At 71.5% G+C, this 13546-nt stretch carries 18 protein-coding genes; 9 read left to right on the forward strand and 9 right to left on the reverse strand.

Translation table 11 applies throughout. From position 1 onward, the window contains the following. The first annotated feature begins 59 nt into the window (after positions 1 to 59). Positions 60 to 422, forward strand: a complete 363-nt coding sequence (locus ACA361_RS01405) for a cupin domain-containing protein (RefSeq protein ID WP_375009890.1) — start codon at positions 60 to 62, stop codon at positions 420 to 422. 10 nt (positions 423 to 432) lie between these two features. Here ACA361_RS01405 and ACA361_RS01410 read toward each other — a convergent pair whose 3' ends face one another. Both ACA361_RS01410 and ACA361_RS01415 read right to left on the reverse strand, forming a co-directional pair. Beyond that, positions 433 to 1749, reverse strand: a complete 1317-nt coding sequence (locus ACA361_RS01410) for an alpha/beta hydrolase (protein WP_375009891.1) — start codon at positions 1747 to 1749, stop codon at positions 433 to 435. 172 nt (positions 1750 to 1921) lie between these two features. Then, the gene (locus ACA361_RS01415; RefSeq protein WP_375009892.1) at positions 1922 to 2758 is read right to left on the reverse strand and encodes a 2,3,4,5-tetrahydropyridine-2,6-dicarboxylate N-succinyltransferase; all 837 of its coding nucleotides are present in this window, start codon (positions 2756 to 2758) and stop codon (positions 1922 to 1924) included. A 44-nt stretch (positions 2759 to 2802) separates the two neighbouring features. Between ACA361_RS01415 and ACA361_RS01420 the strand changes: the two genes are divergently transcribed. From ACA361_RS01420 to ACA361_RS01435, 4 genes are all read left to right on the forward strand, one after another. Beyond that, a complete protein-coding gene (locus ACA361_RS01420; RefSeq protein WP_375009893.1) occupies positions 2803 to 3723 on the forward strand; it encodes a hypothetical protein in 921 nt (306 codons plus the stop codon). A gap of 38 nt (positions 3724 to 3761) precedes the next feature. Then, entirely contained in the window at positions 3762 to 4019 is a 258-nt protein-coding gene (locus ACA361_RS01425; RefSeq protein ID WP_375009894.1) for a CopG family transcriptional regulator, read from the forward strand. Next, positions 4016 to 4429, forward strand: coding sequence for a type II toxin-antitoxin system VapC family toxin (locus tag ACA361_RS01430; RefSeq protein ID WP_375009895.1), 414 nt, complete (start codon positions 4016 to 4018; stop codon positions 4427 to 4429). Before ACA361_RS01425 ends, ACA361_RS01430 begins: the two co-directional genes overlap by 4 nt. A gap of 116 nt (positions 4430 to 4545) precedes the next feature. Further along, positions 4546 to 4911, forward strand: coding sequence for a hypothetical protein (locus ACA361_RS01435; protein ID WP_375009896.1), 366 nt, complete (start codon positions 4546 to 4548; stop codon positions 4909 to 4911). Between the two features lie 301 nt (positions 4912 to 5212). Here ACA361_RS01435 and ACA361_RS01440 read toward each other — a convergent pair whose 3' ends face one another. From ACA361_RS01440 to ACA361_RS01450, 3 genes are read right to left on the reverse strand one after another with little or no spacing between them, the layout of a single operon-like run. Next, positions 5213 to 5401 (reverse strand): DUF397 domain-containing protein, encoded by a 189-nt coding sequence (locus ACA361_RS01440; RefSeq protein WP_375009897.1) that lies wholly within the window; start codon positions 5399 to 5401, stop codon positions 5213 to 5215. Next, entirely contained in the window at positions 5398 to 5931 is a 534-nt protein-coding gene (locus ACA361_RS01445; protein ID WP_375010876.1) for a DUF5753 domain-containing protein, read from the reverse strand. Before ACA361_RS01445 ends, ACA361_RS01440 begins: the two co-directional genes overlap by 4 nt. Beyond that, positions 5859 to 6221, reverse strand: coding sequence for an MmcQ/YjbR family DNA-binding protein (locus tag ACA361_RS01450; protein ID WP_375009898.1), 363 nt, complete (start codon positions 6219 to 6221; stop codon positions 5859 to 5861). The genes ACA361_RS01445 and ACA361_RS01450 overlap by 73 nt, the downstream gene beginning before the upstream one ends. Before the next feature lie 51 nt (positions 6222 to 6272). Here ACA361_RS01450 and ACA361_RS01455 point away from each other — a divergent pair, with 51 nt between their 5' ends. Continuing rightward, positions 6273 to 6905 (forward strand): uridine kinase, encoded by a 633-nt coding sequence (locus tag ACA361_RS01455; protein ID WP_375009899.1) that lies wholly within the window; start codon positions 6273 to 6275, stop codon positions 6903 to 6905. A gap of 15 nt (positions 6906 to 6920) precedes the next feature. On the opposite strand, the gene ACA361_RS01460 is transcribed toward ACA361_RS01455, so the two are convergent. Beyond that, complete coding sequence (locus ACA361_RS01460; protein WP_375009900.1) at positions 6921 to 7400, reverse strand: carboxymuconolactone decarboxylase family protein; 480 nt, start codon at positions 7398 to 7400, stop codon at positions 6921 to 6923. Beyond that, the gene (locus tag ACA361_RS01465) at positions 7397 to 8488 is read right to left on the reverse strand and encodes a dihydrodipicolinate reductase (protein WP_375009902.1); all 1092 of its coding nucleotides are present in this window, start codon (positions 8486 to 8488) and stop codon (positions 7397 to 7399) included. Before ACA361_RS01465 ends, ACA361_RS01460 begins: the two co-directional genes overlap by 4 nt. A gap of 267 nt (positions 8489 to 8755) precedes the next feature. On the opposite strand from ACA361_RS01465, the gene ACA361_RS01470 reads away from it, so the two are divergent. Beyond that, the gene (locus tag ACA361_RS01470; protein WP_375009903.1) at positions 8756 to 10288 is read left to right on the forward strand and encodes a GMC oxidoreductase; all 1533 of its coding nucleotides are present in this window, start codon (positions 8756 to 8758) and stop codon (positions 10286 to 10288) included. A gap of 83 nt (positions 10289 to 10371) precedes the next feature. Here ACA361_RS01470 and ACA361_RS01475 read toward each other — a convergent pair whose 3' ends face one another. After that, on the reverse strand, positions 10372 to 11040 hold the full coding sequence (locus ACA361_RS01475; protein ID WP_375009904.1) for a hypothetical protein: 669 nt from the start codon (positions 11038 to 11040) through the stop codon (positions 10372 to 10374). A gap of 156 nt (positions 11041 to 11196) precedes the next feature. Further along, positions 11197 to 11925 carry a Crp/Fnr family transcriptional regulator gene (locus ACA361_RS01480; protein ID WP_375009905.1) on the reverse strand — a complete coding sequence of 243 codons (729 nt, stop codon included), beginning with the start codon at positions 11923 to 11925 and terminating at the stop codon, positions 11197 to 11199. A 166-nt stretch (positions 11926 to 12091) separates the two neighbouring features. Here ACA361_RS01480 and ACA361_RS01485 point away from each other — a divergent pair, with 166 nt between their 5' ends. Both ACA361_RS01485 and ACA361_RS01490 read left to right on the forward strand, forming a co-directional pair. Beyond that, positions 12092 to 12466 (forward strand): hypothetical protein, encoded by a 375-nt coding sequence (locus ACA361_RS01485; protein ID WP_375009906.1) that lies wholly within the window; start codon positions 12092 to 12094, stop codon positions 12464 to 12466. A gap of 74 nt (positions 12467 to 12540) precedes the next feature. After that, on the forward strand, positions 12541 to 13275 hold the full coding sequence (locus ACA361_RS01490) for a hypothetical protein (protein WP_375009907.1): 735 nt from the start codon (positions 12541 to 12543) through the stop codon (positions 13273 to 13275). Positions 13276 to 13546 lie beyond the last annotated feature (271 nt).

The raw sequence follows: 13546 nt of genomic DNA on the forward strand, positions 1-13546 counted from the left end.
ATCCGACGGCAAGTTACGCAAAGTCACCGAAGACCACAGTTAGTAAACGGGAGGCAAAGATGGCCACCATCGAGATCAAGAGCTTCCGGCAGCCGGACGAGACCCGGAAGTTCGAGGGGAACGGGCAGGCCGACGTGGTGACGATGGCCGGCCGGCCGGTCGCGCGCGGCACGTTCGAGCCGGGCTGGCGCTGGTCGGACAACGTCCGGCCGATCGCGGGGACCGACCTGTGCGAGGTGTCGCACCTCGGCTACTGCCTCTCCGGCCGGATGCGGGTGCGGATGTCCGACGGCGCGCAGGAGGAGGTCGGGGCCGGCGACGTCGTCGCCATCCCGCCCGGCCACGACGCCGAGGTCGTCGGCGACGAGCCCTGCGTCCTGCTCGACTTCGGGGAGATCGCCGAGTACGCCAAGCGCTCGTGAGGCCGGCGGGTCAGCGCCGCACCGGCACGTGGTCGTTCAGCTGGACGGAGATCCGGTGGACGCTCGACGGCCGCGCCGGGACGTTGAGGACGTCGGCGTGGCCCGCGCCGCCCCGCGGGCGCGACACCACCGAGATCGTCCGGCGCTCGCCCGCGGGCATGAAGAGGTCGATGCCGGTCATGAACGGCTGCGCGAAGAAGTCCGGGATCGGGGCGGTCAGATCAGTGGCGCCGTCCTTGCCCGCGTCGTACGCGAAGACGCCGATCGCCCGCTTGGCCCGCGGCGCGTTGGCGGCGTTCAGCACCTCGCGGCCGTTGACGCGGAGCGAGTCGCCCGCCGCGCCCTGGTCGCCCCACCACTCCTTCTGGCGGCTGAACGTCAGCGCGGAGTGGCCGTCACCGACCTCCATCCGGGCCGCGAGCCCCTCCCCGGGCCGGCTCGTCAGCACCCGGACGAGGTTGTCGCTGCGGAGGAACGGCTGGAAGTACGTGTGGTGGACGGACGTGCCGTTCCACACCACCGCGAACTCGTAGTGCGCGCCGCCGTGCGCCCTGAACGGCCCCCACGATCCGTCGCCGGACAGCCGGTACGCCGCGTCGGGCCGCCGGGCCAGGCGCTCGCCCGTACGCGGGTCCACCCGGTAGATCTCCAGGCGGGCGCCCGCGGCGCCGGTGTTCGCGGGGAACAGCACGGCGCGGCCGGACAGCAGCGCGTGCCTCTGCGGGACGATCGCGGTGGTGCGCGGCGCCCGCCCGCCGTTGAAGAACGCGTAGAAGTGCCGGAACGTCTCGGCCGACGTCACCACCTGCGTGTGGGCCTGGTCGGACAGGTAGACGTTGGTCGCCCCGCCGACCGCGCGCTCGGTGGACCCCTCGCCCCAGACCGCCAGCGTCGGCACGCCGCCCGGCCGGTCGGGCGAGGTGGCACCGTCCAGGTTGACGTAGTGCGCCACGGTCGCGGCGCGCTCGGGGGAACTCCGCAGGTACGCCTGCATGAGGCCGGTTCCGAGCGAGTGCGCCAGCAGGTCCACCCTGTCCGTGCGGGCCTTCGCGCGGAGCCGGGCGATGCGCCGGTCCAGGGACGCGTAGACCTCGTCGCGGGTGTTCTCCACGAACAGCGAGTCGTACTCGTGGGCCTCGATCAGCCCGGCCGGGAAGCCGTTGCTCGCCAGCCGCCGCGCCTGCGTCTCGAACTGCTGGCCCGACCCGCTGAACCCGTGCACGAAGACCACCGGCCGTACCCGGCCCGGCGGCGCGGCCGCGACGGGCGCCACCGCGGTGAGCACCAGCAGGAACGCGGACACCAGGGTGGCGAACCGTCGGAACATCGCGTGACCTCTCTCCGCAGCCGGCCCCCGATGACCCGTCCACAGCCTCCGATCACCCGCCGCCGCGGTCAAGAGATCTCCGGCTCCGCTGGGGAACCCCACAACGCCCGCCGCCGGTTCCCACAGGAAAGGCCCGCGGCGCCGTGCGCCGCGGGCCCTTCGCTCGTCCAGGTCAGGTGTTGATGCCGTGGTCGCGGAGGATGTCGTTCAGCTCCGCCTTGTCGTGCCGCCGGCCCTCTTCGAGGCGCTTGAGGATCAGCACGGCCGGCAGGCCGAACGTGCCGCCCTTGAACTCCTTGTAGCGGGTGCCGCCGACGGCCACGCACCAGTCGGGGATGCGGCCGCGGCTGATCTCCTCGCCGGTCTCCACGTCGATCACCGGCATCGAGGCGGACAGGTTCGTCCCGGAGCCCACCACGGCGCCCTTGCCCACCCGGGCACCCTCGACGATCATGGAACGGCTGCCGATCATGGCCTCGTCCTCGATGATCACGGGGACCGCGTTCGGGGGCTCCAGCACGCCGCCGATGCCGACGCCGCCGGACAGGTGGACGTTCTTGCCGATCTGCGCGCACGACCCCACGGTCGCCCACGTGTCGACCATGGTGCCGGAGTCCACGTACGCGCCGATGTTGGTGAACGAGGGCATCAGCACGACGCCCGGCGCCAGGTGCGCGCCCCAGCGGGCGATCGCGCCCGGGACCACGCGGACGCCGTCCAGCCGGGTCTTGAGCGGGATGCGGTCGTGGTACTGGAAGTCGCCGACCTGCGAGCGCGCCATGCCGAGCACCTTGAAGCTCATCAGGATGGCCCGCTTGGCCCGCTCGTCCACCACGACCTGGTCGGTCGCCGGGTCGACCTGCGCGACCCGGGCCTCGCCGGAGTCGATCTGGTCGACGGCCGCGACGATGGCCGCGCGGGCGTCGGTGTCGTCCGGCGTCAGGTCGGCGCGCCGCTCCCACAGCTCGTCGATGGTGCCGGAGATCGGGCTGGTGAACGTTTCGGTCATGGACCCTGAGCTTACCGGGGGCCATCTCCCGGTACGGTCTTCGCGTGGGTGCATGGGCGAAGTTGAAGGCACGCGCCGGGTCCGGGCGCCGCCACCCGTGGCGCTGGACCGGCGTGGCGGTGGTGATCGTCATCGCGCTGGGCGCCGGCGGCTACGCGGCGTTCCACCGCGCCCGCCCCTACCTGCACGGATCCAACTGCGAGGTACGGACCACGAACGGCAAGATGCCGCTGGACCTCGAACAGGCCGCCAACGCCTCCACCATCGCGGCCGTGGCGTTCCGCAAGCGCCTCCCCGAACGCGCCTCGGTGATCGCGTACGCGACCGCGATCCAGGAGTCGCACATCCGCAACCTGCCCGGCGGCGACCGCGACTCGGTCGGGATGTTCCAGCAGCGCCCGTCCCAGGGGTGGGGCAGCCCCGAGAAACTGCGCGATCCCGTCCAGGCCACCAGCAAGTTCTTCGACGCCCTGGTCAAGGTGAAGGACTACCTGGACCGCGACCTGCACGACGCCGCGCAGATCGTCCAGCGCAGCGCCGACGGCGACGCCTACGCCCAGCACGAGCCCCAGGGCAAGATCCTCGCCCGTGCCTTCACCGGCCGCGAGGCCGCCTCCGTCCGCTGCTGGTTCCCGCCGGGCGAGAAGACCGCCCCGCGCCGCGCCGAGGCCCTGCGGGAGATGCGCCGCGCCTTCGGTGGAAGGCTCCAAGTGGACACGCCACAAGCCTCCCTCACCCGAACCGAAAACCAGGCCATCAGCCCGGCGTCCTCCCCCGGCCACGACGCCGTGAAGGTCACCACCGCCCGTACCGGCTGGGCCGTCGCCCACTGGGCCATGACGCACGCCCAGGCGTACGGCCTCACCGAGGTCCGCCACGGCGGCAAGCGCTGGCTCGCCGCCGCCGGCCACGACGGCTGGACCCCCGACAAGACCGCCCCCACCGACCGAGTCCTCATCCGCTGACCCGGCGCATCGGTAGCCTCCGAGGTAGGATAAAGAGCATGAGCGAGCCCACCCAGAAGTACTCGATCACTCTGCCTCGCGACATCGCCGAAGCGGCGCGTGCTCGCGGTGGGCGCTCCGGCCTGTCCTCCTACGTCGCCGCAGCCGTTGCCCGCCAGCTGGAACGAGACCAGCTCAACGAGCTGATCATGGTCGCGGAGGCGGAACACGGCCCGATCGGCGACGAGGAGATCCAGGCCAAGCGGGACGCGCTCCAGCACGCCCGTGACGAGCAGAGCGGCTCCAGCGCGGCATGAACCGCGCGGGAGCCACCCCGGCGGGAACGCTCGTCCTCGACGGCGAAGGCCTGGCCAAGGCCGTCCTGCGCGACCGTGAGGTGACCGGCTGGCTGGCCCTGGCCCTGGCCGACGACCTGCGGGTCATCACCAGCGCCGCGACGCTGGTCGAGGTCATGCACCCCGGCATCAACCGCGCGGCCCTCGAATGGACGCTGTCCCGCATCGTCATCGAGCCGGTCACCGACACCATCGCACGGCAGGCCGCCGCGCTCCTGGCCGACGGAGCCCGGCACGGCCACAAGCACGCCATCGACGCCATGCTCTCGGCCACCGCCCTGGCGTCCGCGGGCCCGGTCACCGTGCTGACCTCCGATCCGGACGACATCGTCCATCTGTGCGGCCCCCGCGTCACGGTGATCAAAATCTGAGGGCGCCGGCCAAACGGTACAGCGTGGAAACAGCCTGAAGCCGATCTGACAGGGATCTGAATGCGCCGGCTGCTTGGCTCGTCCCGTCAGCAAGGCGTCAGAAGGGAGCGTCCGATATGCGCGGCAGAAAGGTCCTGCTCGCCGGTCTGGTCTTCATGGCGGCCGGCGCGAGCACGGCGACGGCCGCCCAGGCCGGCCCCATAGCGTCCGGACGAGTGACTCTGCACGGAAGCCCGGCGGTGGTGACGGTCACCTACACCACCTGCGAAGATCTGGGGCAGACCCGCACGAACGGCGTCTTCACGAGCTTCACCAACGCCCCGCCGCCGGGCTGCCAGGTGGTCCTGTCCAACCGCACCGCGTCCATGGTCCTGTGCGCGGGCCGCGGCTCCATCCCGCCCGCCTTCCGCCAGGACCCCTGGCTCCAGGTCGGCCCCGGCGAGACCCGCCCCTGCGGAATCACCACCACCTCGCCCCGCTGACCGGCCGCAGGACCACGCACACCCCGGTCCCACCGGCAACGCGCACCCCGAACCACCCCGGCCCGGCCGTAACGCCACCCCGACCGGGCCGGGGTTTCCATCAGCCCGCCCCGCCTGTGCAGCACTCCTAACACAAGACCGTCCACCGGCTGGCGCGGTGACCACTCACCCTCGCCGGGGGTCGCCTCAAGACGTTGACTCGTGGCGTGTCTCTCTCCAAGAGCGCCGCGAAAGGCGGACACGCCACGAGTCAACACGGCGGGCCGGCAGGTGAACACGGTGAACGTTCTCGGTCACCGCGCTAGGACTCAAGCTCACCGCGCTTCACTCGCACGAGCAGCCCCGCGAACGCCGGACGCCCGAACACCAGGCGATCACCGTCCGGATCCTTGGAATCCCGTACCCAGACCTCACTGGCCGCCGCCGCCAACTCCACACACGCGTCATCATGCCCACCGCCACTACGGGAGCTTTTACGCCACTCGATCACTCGTACATCCTCAAGGTCTCTTTGATCAGGGCCTTGGAATCAGCCCGAGGTAGGGCAAGTGCCCCAATCTCATCGAAACGCACTTGAAGGACGGCGCTTTCGTCACTGGCTTCGACAAGCCTTCCGGCCAGTTGGGCCGCAGCGTAGGAGACCCCCTTACCTCCCACCGTCATGACCTGGAAGTTGCCCTCATGACCGGAGTGCCAGCCGGCCGTTCGTGGTACGACCCTGATGCAGACCCGGTCTCTTTCTGCCAGTTCAAGCAGGAAGCGCAACTGGCCCGCCATGACGTCAGACCCGCCCACGACGTTCTCCAGCGCTTCTTGATCGATAAGGATCCACAGATAGGGCGGATTTCTACGCTGAGCACTCCCTGCCCGAACCGGGACGAGGGCCGCGGCCCGTGCTTCGCGCGTTCCGAGACCGCGGGCCGACCGGGCGCGGCCGGGGCGGCGGGTCAGTCGCCCGGCCCGCGTGCCGTTCCGGCGAGGTACGAGGCGGCGAGGCGTTTGGGGGCCGACAGGCGCCAGGCGTCGGTGACCAGCTCGGCCAGCTCCTCGGCGTCGACGCGGTCCAGCCGGACGGCTACCCAGCCGAAGCGGCCGGACGTCCAGGACACGGTGAAGACGTCCGGGTCCTCCGCCGTGAGGGCCGCCTGCTCCTCCCTGGTGGCCTTGAGCATGGCCGTCGCCTCGGCCTCGTTCAGGTAGGCGAACCCCTTGCCGCGCACCCGGAAGCCGCTCATCTCCTCCGACCATCCCTCGCGCTGCTCGACCTCGGGCAGCGCGAGGACGGTCTCCAGGAACGTCTCGACACCCATGCACCCGATGCAACCACCCGCCTCCGACATTCGGCGGGCAGGATGGACGGTGTGCGGGTACGTCCGATAACGCCTGAGCTGCTGGTCGCGGAGCTGAGCGACCGGCTGGCGGCCGCCTCGCCCGGGGAGTGGGTGCGGGTCGCGGTCGACGGGCCGCCGCCGGCGGCGCCCGGGGAGCTGGCGGATTCGCTGGTGGGGCCGCTGCGGGAGCGGGGGCGGGACGTCCTGCGGGTCTCGGCGCGCGACTTCCTGCGGCCGGCCTCGCTGCGCTTCGAGTTCGGCAGGGACGACCCGGACGCGTTCCACGACGACTGGCTGGACACGGGCGGCCTGCTGCGGGAGGTGCTCGCGCCGCTGGACCCGGGCGGTACGGGCAAGGTCCTGCCGAGCCTCTGGGACGCGGAACGGGACCGCGCGACGCGGGCCGACTACGTGGACGTGCCGCCCGGCGCCGTCCTGCTGCTGGACGGGGCGCTGCTGCTGGGGCGGTGGCTGCCGTTCGAGGTGACCGTTCACCTGGCGATGTCGGAGTCCGCGCTGGCCCGCCGGACGCGTGCCGCGGACGCCTGGACGCTGCCCGCGTACGCGCGGTACGAGGCGGAGGCCGATCCGAGGAGGGCGGCGGACGTGGCCGTCAAGGTGGACGACCCGCGCCGCCCCGCCCTGATCGAGGATCCCGGCTAGCGGTGGCCGGGACGGTCAGGGGCGCGGCAGCATGCACATGGTGTCGAGGCCGAGGACGCGGTTGAGGCGGCCGAAGGCCAGCCAGGAGCCGATGCTCATCGACAGTTCGACGATCTCCCGCTGGGTGTAGTGGGCCGACATCCGCGTCCAGAACCCGTCGTCGAGGTTGTGGTGGTCCTCGGCGTACCGTTCGGCGTATTCGGCGGCCAGGCGGGTGCGGTCGTCGAAGCGGTCGGTGGTGCGCCATTCGGCGACGGCGGCGGCGAACTCCTCCTCGACCTTCTCGCCGTCGCGTTCGGTGCGCCAGTCGAGGCAGAAGACGCAGCCGTTGATCTGGGCGATGCGGAGCCGGGCGGCCTCGAACTCGCGCAGGCCGAGGGTGGTGTGCTCGTACACGGCCAGGGAGAGGTGGGACGCGGCGGGGCCGATGCCGGGGACCATCTCGCCCCAGACGTAGGTGATCGGGTCCTTGCCCTCGGGGACGTCGATGTTCACGGCTTGCCTTTCCGGGTCGCGCCGAGGCGTCCGACGGCGGGGCGCAGGGGGACGTCGAGGGCGTCGTAGAGGCCGGGTTCGGCGTCCAGGAGCCAGTCGATGGCGCTCACCAGGCGGCCGACCGCGGTGGCGTTGCCGCCGGCGGCGCGGTTGCCGCCCTCGTCGGTGGCCTCGACGGAGACCTCGATGCGGGGGCGGCCCTCGATGATGACGCGGTGGGCGCCGTCGCCGCCGTCGGGGGGCGTGGGCCAGTCGGGGGCGCAGGACGGGTGGATGCGGGTGACGTGCTCGATGACGATGAGCGGCTCGCCGGCCACGATGCCCTGGACCTCGAAGCGGATGGCGCCCTGGGTGCCCTCCTCGAAGTCGCCCATGGTCGCGGTGGTGACGGTCTTCTCCAGGGGGCGGCGGTCGAGGGTCTCGCGGATCTCGTCCAGCTCGACGCCGAGGGCGCGGGCCATGAGGCGGACCTGGCCGCCCCAGACCATCGTCGGCACGGTCGGCGCGATCATGGGCGGCTCGTAGTCCATCGGCTGGCCCATGCCGACCAGGTAGCGGACGGAGTCCGGCTGGTCGTAGGTGGAGTAGTCGAAGATCTCCTGGCAGCGGATCACGTCGACGACGCTGCCGAGGCCGCTGATCAGCAGCGGCAGGACGTCGTTGCCCCAGCCGGGGTCGACGCCCGAGACGAAGAGGGAGCCGCCGCCCTCCTTGATCGCCGCCAGGACCGGCTCGCGCATCTCGGGCGGCGCGTTGCGCTGGTCGTAGAGGGCGTAGAGGGCGGGGCTGACGACGACCGCGCCGGCCCGGATCGCGCGGACGATGTCGGCGAGGGCGTCGTCGGGGCGGATGTCGCCGGACGCGGCGTACACCACGGCCTGCGGCCGGGCGGCGAGCACGGCGTCGATGTCGTCGGTGGCCGCCACGCCGAGGTCGCGGCCGAGGCCGCCGAGGTCGCCGGCGTCGCGGCCGACCTTGGCGGGGTCGTGCACGATCACGCCGGTGAGGTCCAGCGCCGGGTGGGCGTCGACGGCGCGGACGGCCAGACGGCCGACGTTGCCGGTGCCCCAGACGATCGTCGAGATCATGGGCTGGACGCTAACAGGGGCGCGCTCCGGCGTACATAGCAAGTGCTTGGTTGCTTTTGGTGGCGGCACCGTGACCAGGAGTTTTCGGACATAAGTTACTAACCAGTACATAGTGACTGTGCACTGAAAGCGATGTAGAACTCGTTTCAATCCGCCGAGAGTGAGGGACGTCACATGGGCGATTCGTCCGTGCATGGCAAGGGATCCGCGCGCATCACACGCCGCGGGTTCATGGTTGGAACCGGTTCTATCTTGGGGTTGGGGATCATGGGCGGCACCGCCCGTGCCGTCGCCGGCCCGATCGGCGACGGGGCCCGCGTCCCCGTCCTCATCATCGGTACCGGGTACGGCGGCTCCGTCGCCGCCCTCCGCCTCGCGCAGGCGGGCGTCCACGTGCACATGATCGAGATGGGCCAGGCGTGGGAAACCCCCGGGAGCGACGGCAAGATCTTCGCCAATACCCGCAGCCCGGACGTGCGCTCGTACTGGCTCCGCACCCGGACCAAGCAGCCGCTCAGCAACTTCCTCGGCTTCCCGCTCGACAAGAACGTCCCCCGCTACACCGGGATCCTGGACGCCGAGGACTTCAGCGGCATCACCGTCTACCAGGGCCGCGGCGTCGGCGGCGGATCGCTGGTGAACGGCGGCATGGCGGTCACGCCCCTCCGGGAGCGCTTCAGCGCGATCCTCCCGACGGTGGACGCGAACGAGATGTACAGCACCTACTACCCGCGCGCCAACGCGGGCCTCGGCGTCAACCACATCGACCCGGCCTGGTTCGACAGCACCGACTGCTACCAGTACGCGCGCGTCGGCCGTAAGCACGCGCAGCGCTCCGGGTTCCCGTTCGTGTTCGTCCCCAACGTGTACGACTTCGACTACATGAAGCAGGAGGCGGCTGGAACGGTCCCCAAGTCCGCCCTGAACGCCGAGGTCCTGTACGGCAACAACGCGGGCAAGAAGTCGCTGCAGAAGACGTACCTCGCCCAGGCCAAGGCGACCGGCCGCGTCACGATCTCGCCGCAGCACAGGGTCACCTCGGTCGCCCCGGCGGCCGGCGGCGGCTACACCGTGGCCATCGAGGTGATCGACACGAGCGGGAACGTCACGTCCACCAAGAGCGTGATCGCCGACCGGGTGTTCTTCGCGGCGGGCAGCGTCGGCACGAGCAAGCTGCTGGTCAGGCTCAAGGCGACCGGGGCCCTCCCCAACCTGAACGCCGAGGTCGGCAAGGGCTGGGGCGACAACGGCAACGTCATGTGCGGCCGCGCCAACCACATGTGGGACCCGACCGGAACGCTCCAGTCGTCCATGCCCACCGGCGGCATCGACAACTGGGACGCGGGCGGCGCGTTCGCCGAGGTGGCGCCGCTGCCGACCGGGATCGAGACGTACGCCTCGTTCTACCTGTCGATCACCAAGAACCCGAACCGCGCCCAGTTCACGTACAACAGCGGCACGGGCGCGGTCGACCTGAACTGGCAGACGGCCTGGAAGCAGCCCTCGATCAACGCCGCCAAGACGATCTTCGACAAGATCAACAGCAAGGAGGGGACGATCTACCGGACCGACCTCTTCGGCGTCTACAAGATCTGGGGCGACCACCTCACGTACCACCCGCTCGGGGGCGCCGTCCTCGGCAAGGCCACCGACAACCACGGCCGCCTGCACGGCCACCCGGGCCTGTACGTGATCGACGGCGCGCTGATCCCGGGCAACACCAGCGTCAACCCGTTCGTCACGATCACCGCCCTGGCGGAGCGCAACATCGAGCGCATCATCGCCACCGACCTCCGCTGACCGCCTGAGGAAGCCGGCCCGCGACGCCGCCCGGACCGGCCCCCGGACGGCGTCGCGGGCCCCGCGAACGTGCCGGCGCGCGCTCAGGCACGCGCCGGCACGCCGCCGCCCAGCACCAGCCAGAGAACGCCCGCCGCAAGCAGCACCACGACGGCCAGCACCAGGAGCGCGAGGGCCGCGACTCTGCGCGTTCGCCCGGCCCCGTCCGGGCGCGCGGGCTCGGGCACGGAGCCCGCGGCAGGGTCGGAACGGACGGGGGCGTGCGTCCGGCTGAGCCAGGCGGGCGGGTCACCCGGCATCTCCGTGAAGTCATCAGGGCTGAGGTTCTGGCCGAACTCGGGTTCCACATAGCCCTTGAAGATGGCGGTGTCGACCACCGTGAGCACCATGCCCGGCGGGGCCTTCGCCAGTTCGGCCCGGATCCTCTCGCCGTCGGCCATGGCCACGGCGCAGTCGCGCCCCGGCCCGATGAGGCGGCCCAGAGTGCTCTCGCTGGGGCCGCAGGAGAACGACAGGATCGCCTTGAGCCGGGCCGCCTCGGCGGAGGCACGGTTGTGGCGGGCCAGCTTCCTGGCCAGCGACCCGGGCAGCCCCTCGACGGCCTCGTCCACGGGCGTCTCGACGGGCATCGCACAGAGCAGGCCGTCGCCCTCGGAGAACCGCTCCGCCTCCTCCGGGCGGTTCCCGGTGGCACGCAGGGCATGGTCGATGAACTCGTCGAGCAGGCGTGCCCGCTCTCTGCGCGCATGCACCGGGCAGCCATCGGCAGGGCCGAACGTCACCAGAACATGCAGCATGCTGACTGGGCCACGTCGCCCAGGCGAATCGAACATGGCGGAAGCATGCCGCGATCTCCCTAAGGCCAGGGGCGCCTGGGACGACGTTGTGCCCCGTACAGGACACAACGGTCACAGCCGCGCGTGCACGCGCAGGCGGTCCATGTCGAGCACGAAGATCACTGCTCGCCTGGTGTCGATGACGCCCTCGTCGCGCAGCGCGGAGAGGGCGGAGCTGGCGGCGTTCCGGCTGGCGTTGACCAGGGAGCCGAGCTCCTCCTGCTTCATGCCGACGTCCAACTCCCACCTGCCGGCGGCCTCACGGCCGTGCCGCTCGACCAGCTCGACCAGGGCCCGCGCCACGCGGACCTCGGCGGGAAGCGAGGCCTCCGACCGGCGCCTCACCTGGGCCCGCGTCTTCTCCATCGCGGACGCGCGGATACCTCTCTCGATCCGCGGCCGCGCCGTCACCAGCGCGGCCAGCCGGTCGAACGGCAGCTCCATGACGACGCCGTCGCGCTTGGCCGTGAGCACCGTCGCGCACCGCGCCCCGCCGTCGAGGAAGGCGAACTCCCCGACGATGTCGCCGCTGGAGCGGATGGCGTGCAGAACGGGCTTGCCCCGCGGCGGGACGGCGCCCTCGCCGGTGGAGACCTTGACGACCGCTTCGAGCAGGAGGAACACCGAATGGCCCCGGTCCCCCTGCCTCATCAGCACCTCGTCCTCGCCGCACCGGCGCGGTACACCGAGGCTCAGCATGGCCTCCACGTCGAGGTTGCCGATCCCGGCGAGGAAGCTGTCGGCCCGCCATTCCTCGCTGTACCGCGCGAGGAGGCTCCGGGCGTCATCGTTGTCGATCACTGTGCGTCCCGAGAATGACGGCGGGCCGTCCGGCCTCGCCAGCACGAGGAGCAGAAGGAGGAGCAGAACGCGCGGACTGGTCGCCGCGCGGAGTGAGTGCCCCGGGCAGGGCATACGGCGCGGTACGCCGCCACCCGCCCGGATTCTCCCGGTTAACGTGCCAAATATGACATCTCTTGTGCACCGCCTGCACACGTTCTGGCGGTTCTCCGTTCCCGCGCCGACCCTGCGGCGGCGGATCGCGGCCCTCGCGGAGACGGAGGCGGTCATGCGCGCCGCGCTGGAGGAGTCGGGCGTGCGGCCGGACGAGGCGCACCCGCGCGGCGGCGCCTCCGGCTGGTCGGCCGCCCTTCCCGCCGGCGCCGACGCGGCCTGGTCCTGGCCGAGGCGCCCCGGCGGGGGCGGCTCCTGCTCGCCGGTCACAACGAGCGCCGGATCCCCGCGGCCCGGCTCCGGATCACGGCGGCGTTCGCGATCGGGCCGGCCGCCGAAGGGCCGTTCGGGCCGCTCGGTCCCGGCCCGGACGAGGCCGAGGCGCTGAGCCGCACCGCCGCCCCGGGCACGCCCACGCCGTTCACGACCGTGCTGTCGGGCGCGCTGTACGAGGGATACGTCGTGCCGGAGTTCCGCGCCGACCTCCTCCCGGAGGACTTCGAGCCCGTCGACGCGGGCGGCGCGAAGGCGTGGCTGCACGGGTCCGGTGGTCTCGGCGACCCGGCGTCCGGCGCCGGGCACGCGGGGGCGCAGGGCGTCGCGCGGACCGCGCTGTGCGTGGCGGCGGACATCAAGGGGTGGAGTTCCCGGAGCGTTCCGGAGCAGATCCGCGCCCAGCAGGACCTCGTCGAGGTGACGCGCGCGGCGCTGCGGCTCGCGCGGCTGCCGGAACGGATCGAGCAGACCGCCGGGGACAGCGTCCTGATCATCGCGCCCAGCGGCATCGACGAGAGCGCCGTGATCCCCGACCTGCTGTACGGGATGCGCGTCGCCCTGCGCGCGAACAACCGGCCGCTCGTCCCGTCCGCCAGGCTGAGGCTCCGGCTCGCCCTCACCCGCGGGCCGGTGGTGCCGGGCCCGGCCGGATTCGGCGGCGACGCGGTCATCTCCTGCTTCCGGCTGCTCGACGGCCCGCCCGTCAAGCGCGCTCTCGGCGACGGCACGGACGCCGACCTGGCGGTGATCGTCTCCACCGACCTCTACCGCGACGTGGTCAGGCACGGCTTCCGCGGCCTGCGCCCGGAGGAGTTCCGGCGGGTCCGCTGCGAGTTGCCCGGCAAGGGCTTCGCCGAGGACGCCCGGCTGTACGTCCCCGGCCACGTGCCCGCGAGCGCGGACGAGGAAGCGTGGCTGTGAGGGACCGCGGTTGCCCGGCGGCGGAACGACAAGGAACTTCATAGTGCACAAAATGCCTTAAAAGAACATCATCGTCCCGGAAACAGAAGTGCCCGGACAAACCCGGACGCCTCCCTCCCCATCGCCGGCCACCGAGGCCTCCGCCGAGGAGACCCCGTACCTTTCAGTATCGAATCTCGTTCGATAATTCATCTCCACCGGAAGGCTTGCACGGAGCCTCAGAAATGTGGATATTAGCCGCGGCACCCGAGGCTCACGGCTACCGTGGAGG

This window comes from Actinomadura sp. 21ATH (assembly GCF_041951345.1).
Lineage (GTDB): Bacteria > Actinomycetota > Actinomycetes > Streptosporangiales > Streptosporangiaceae > Spirillospora.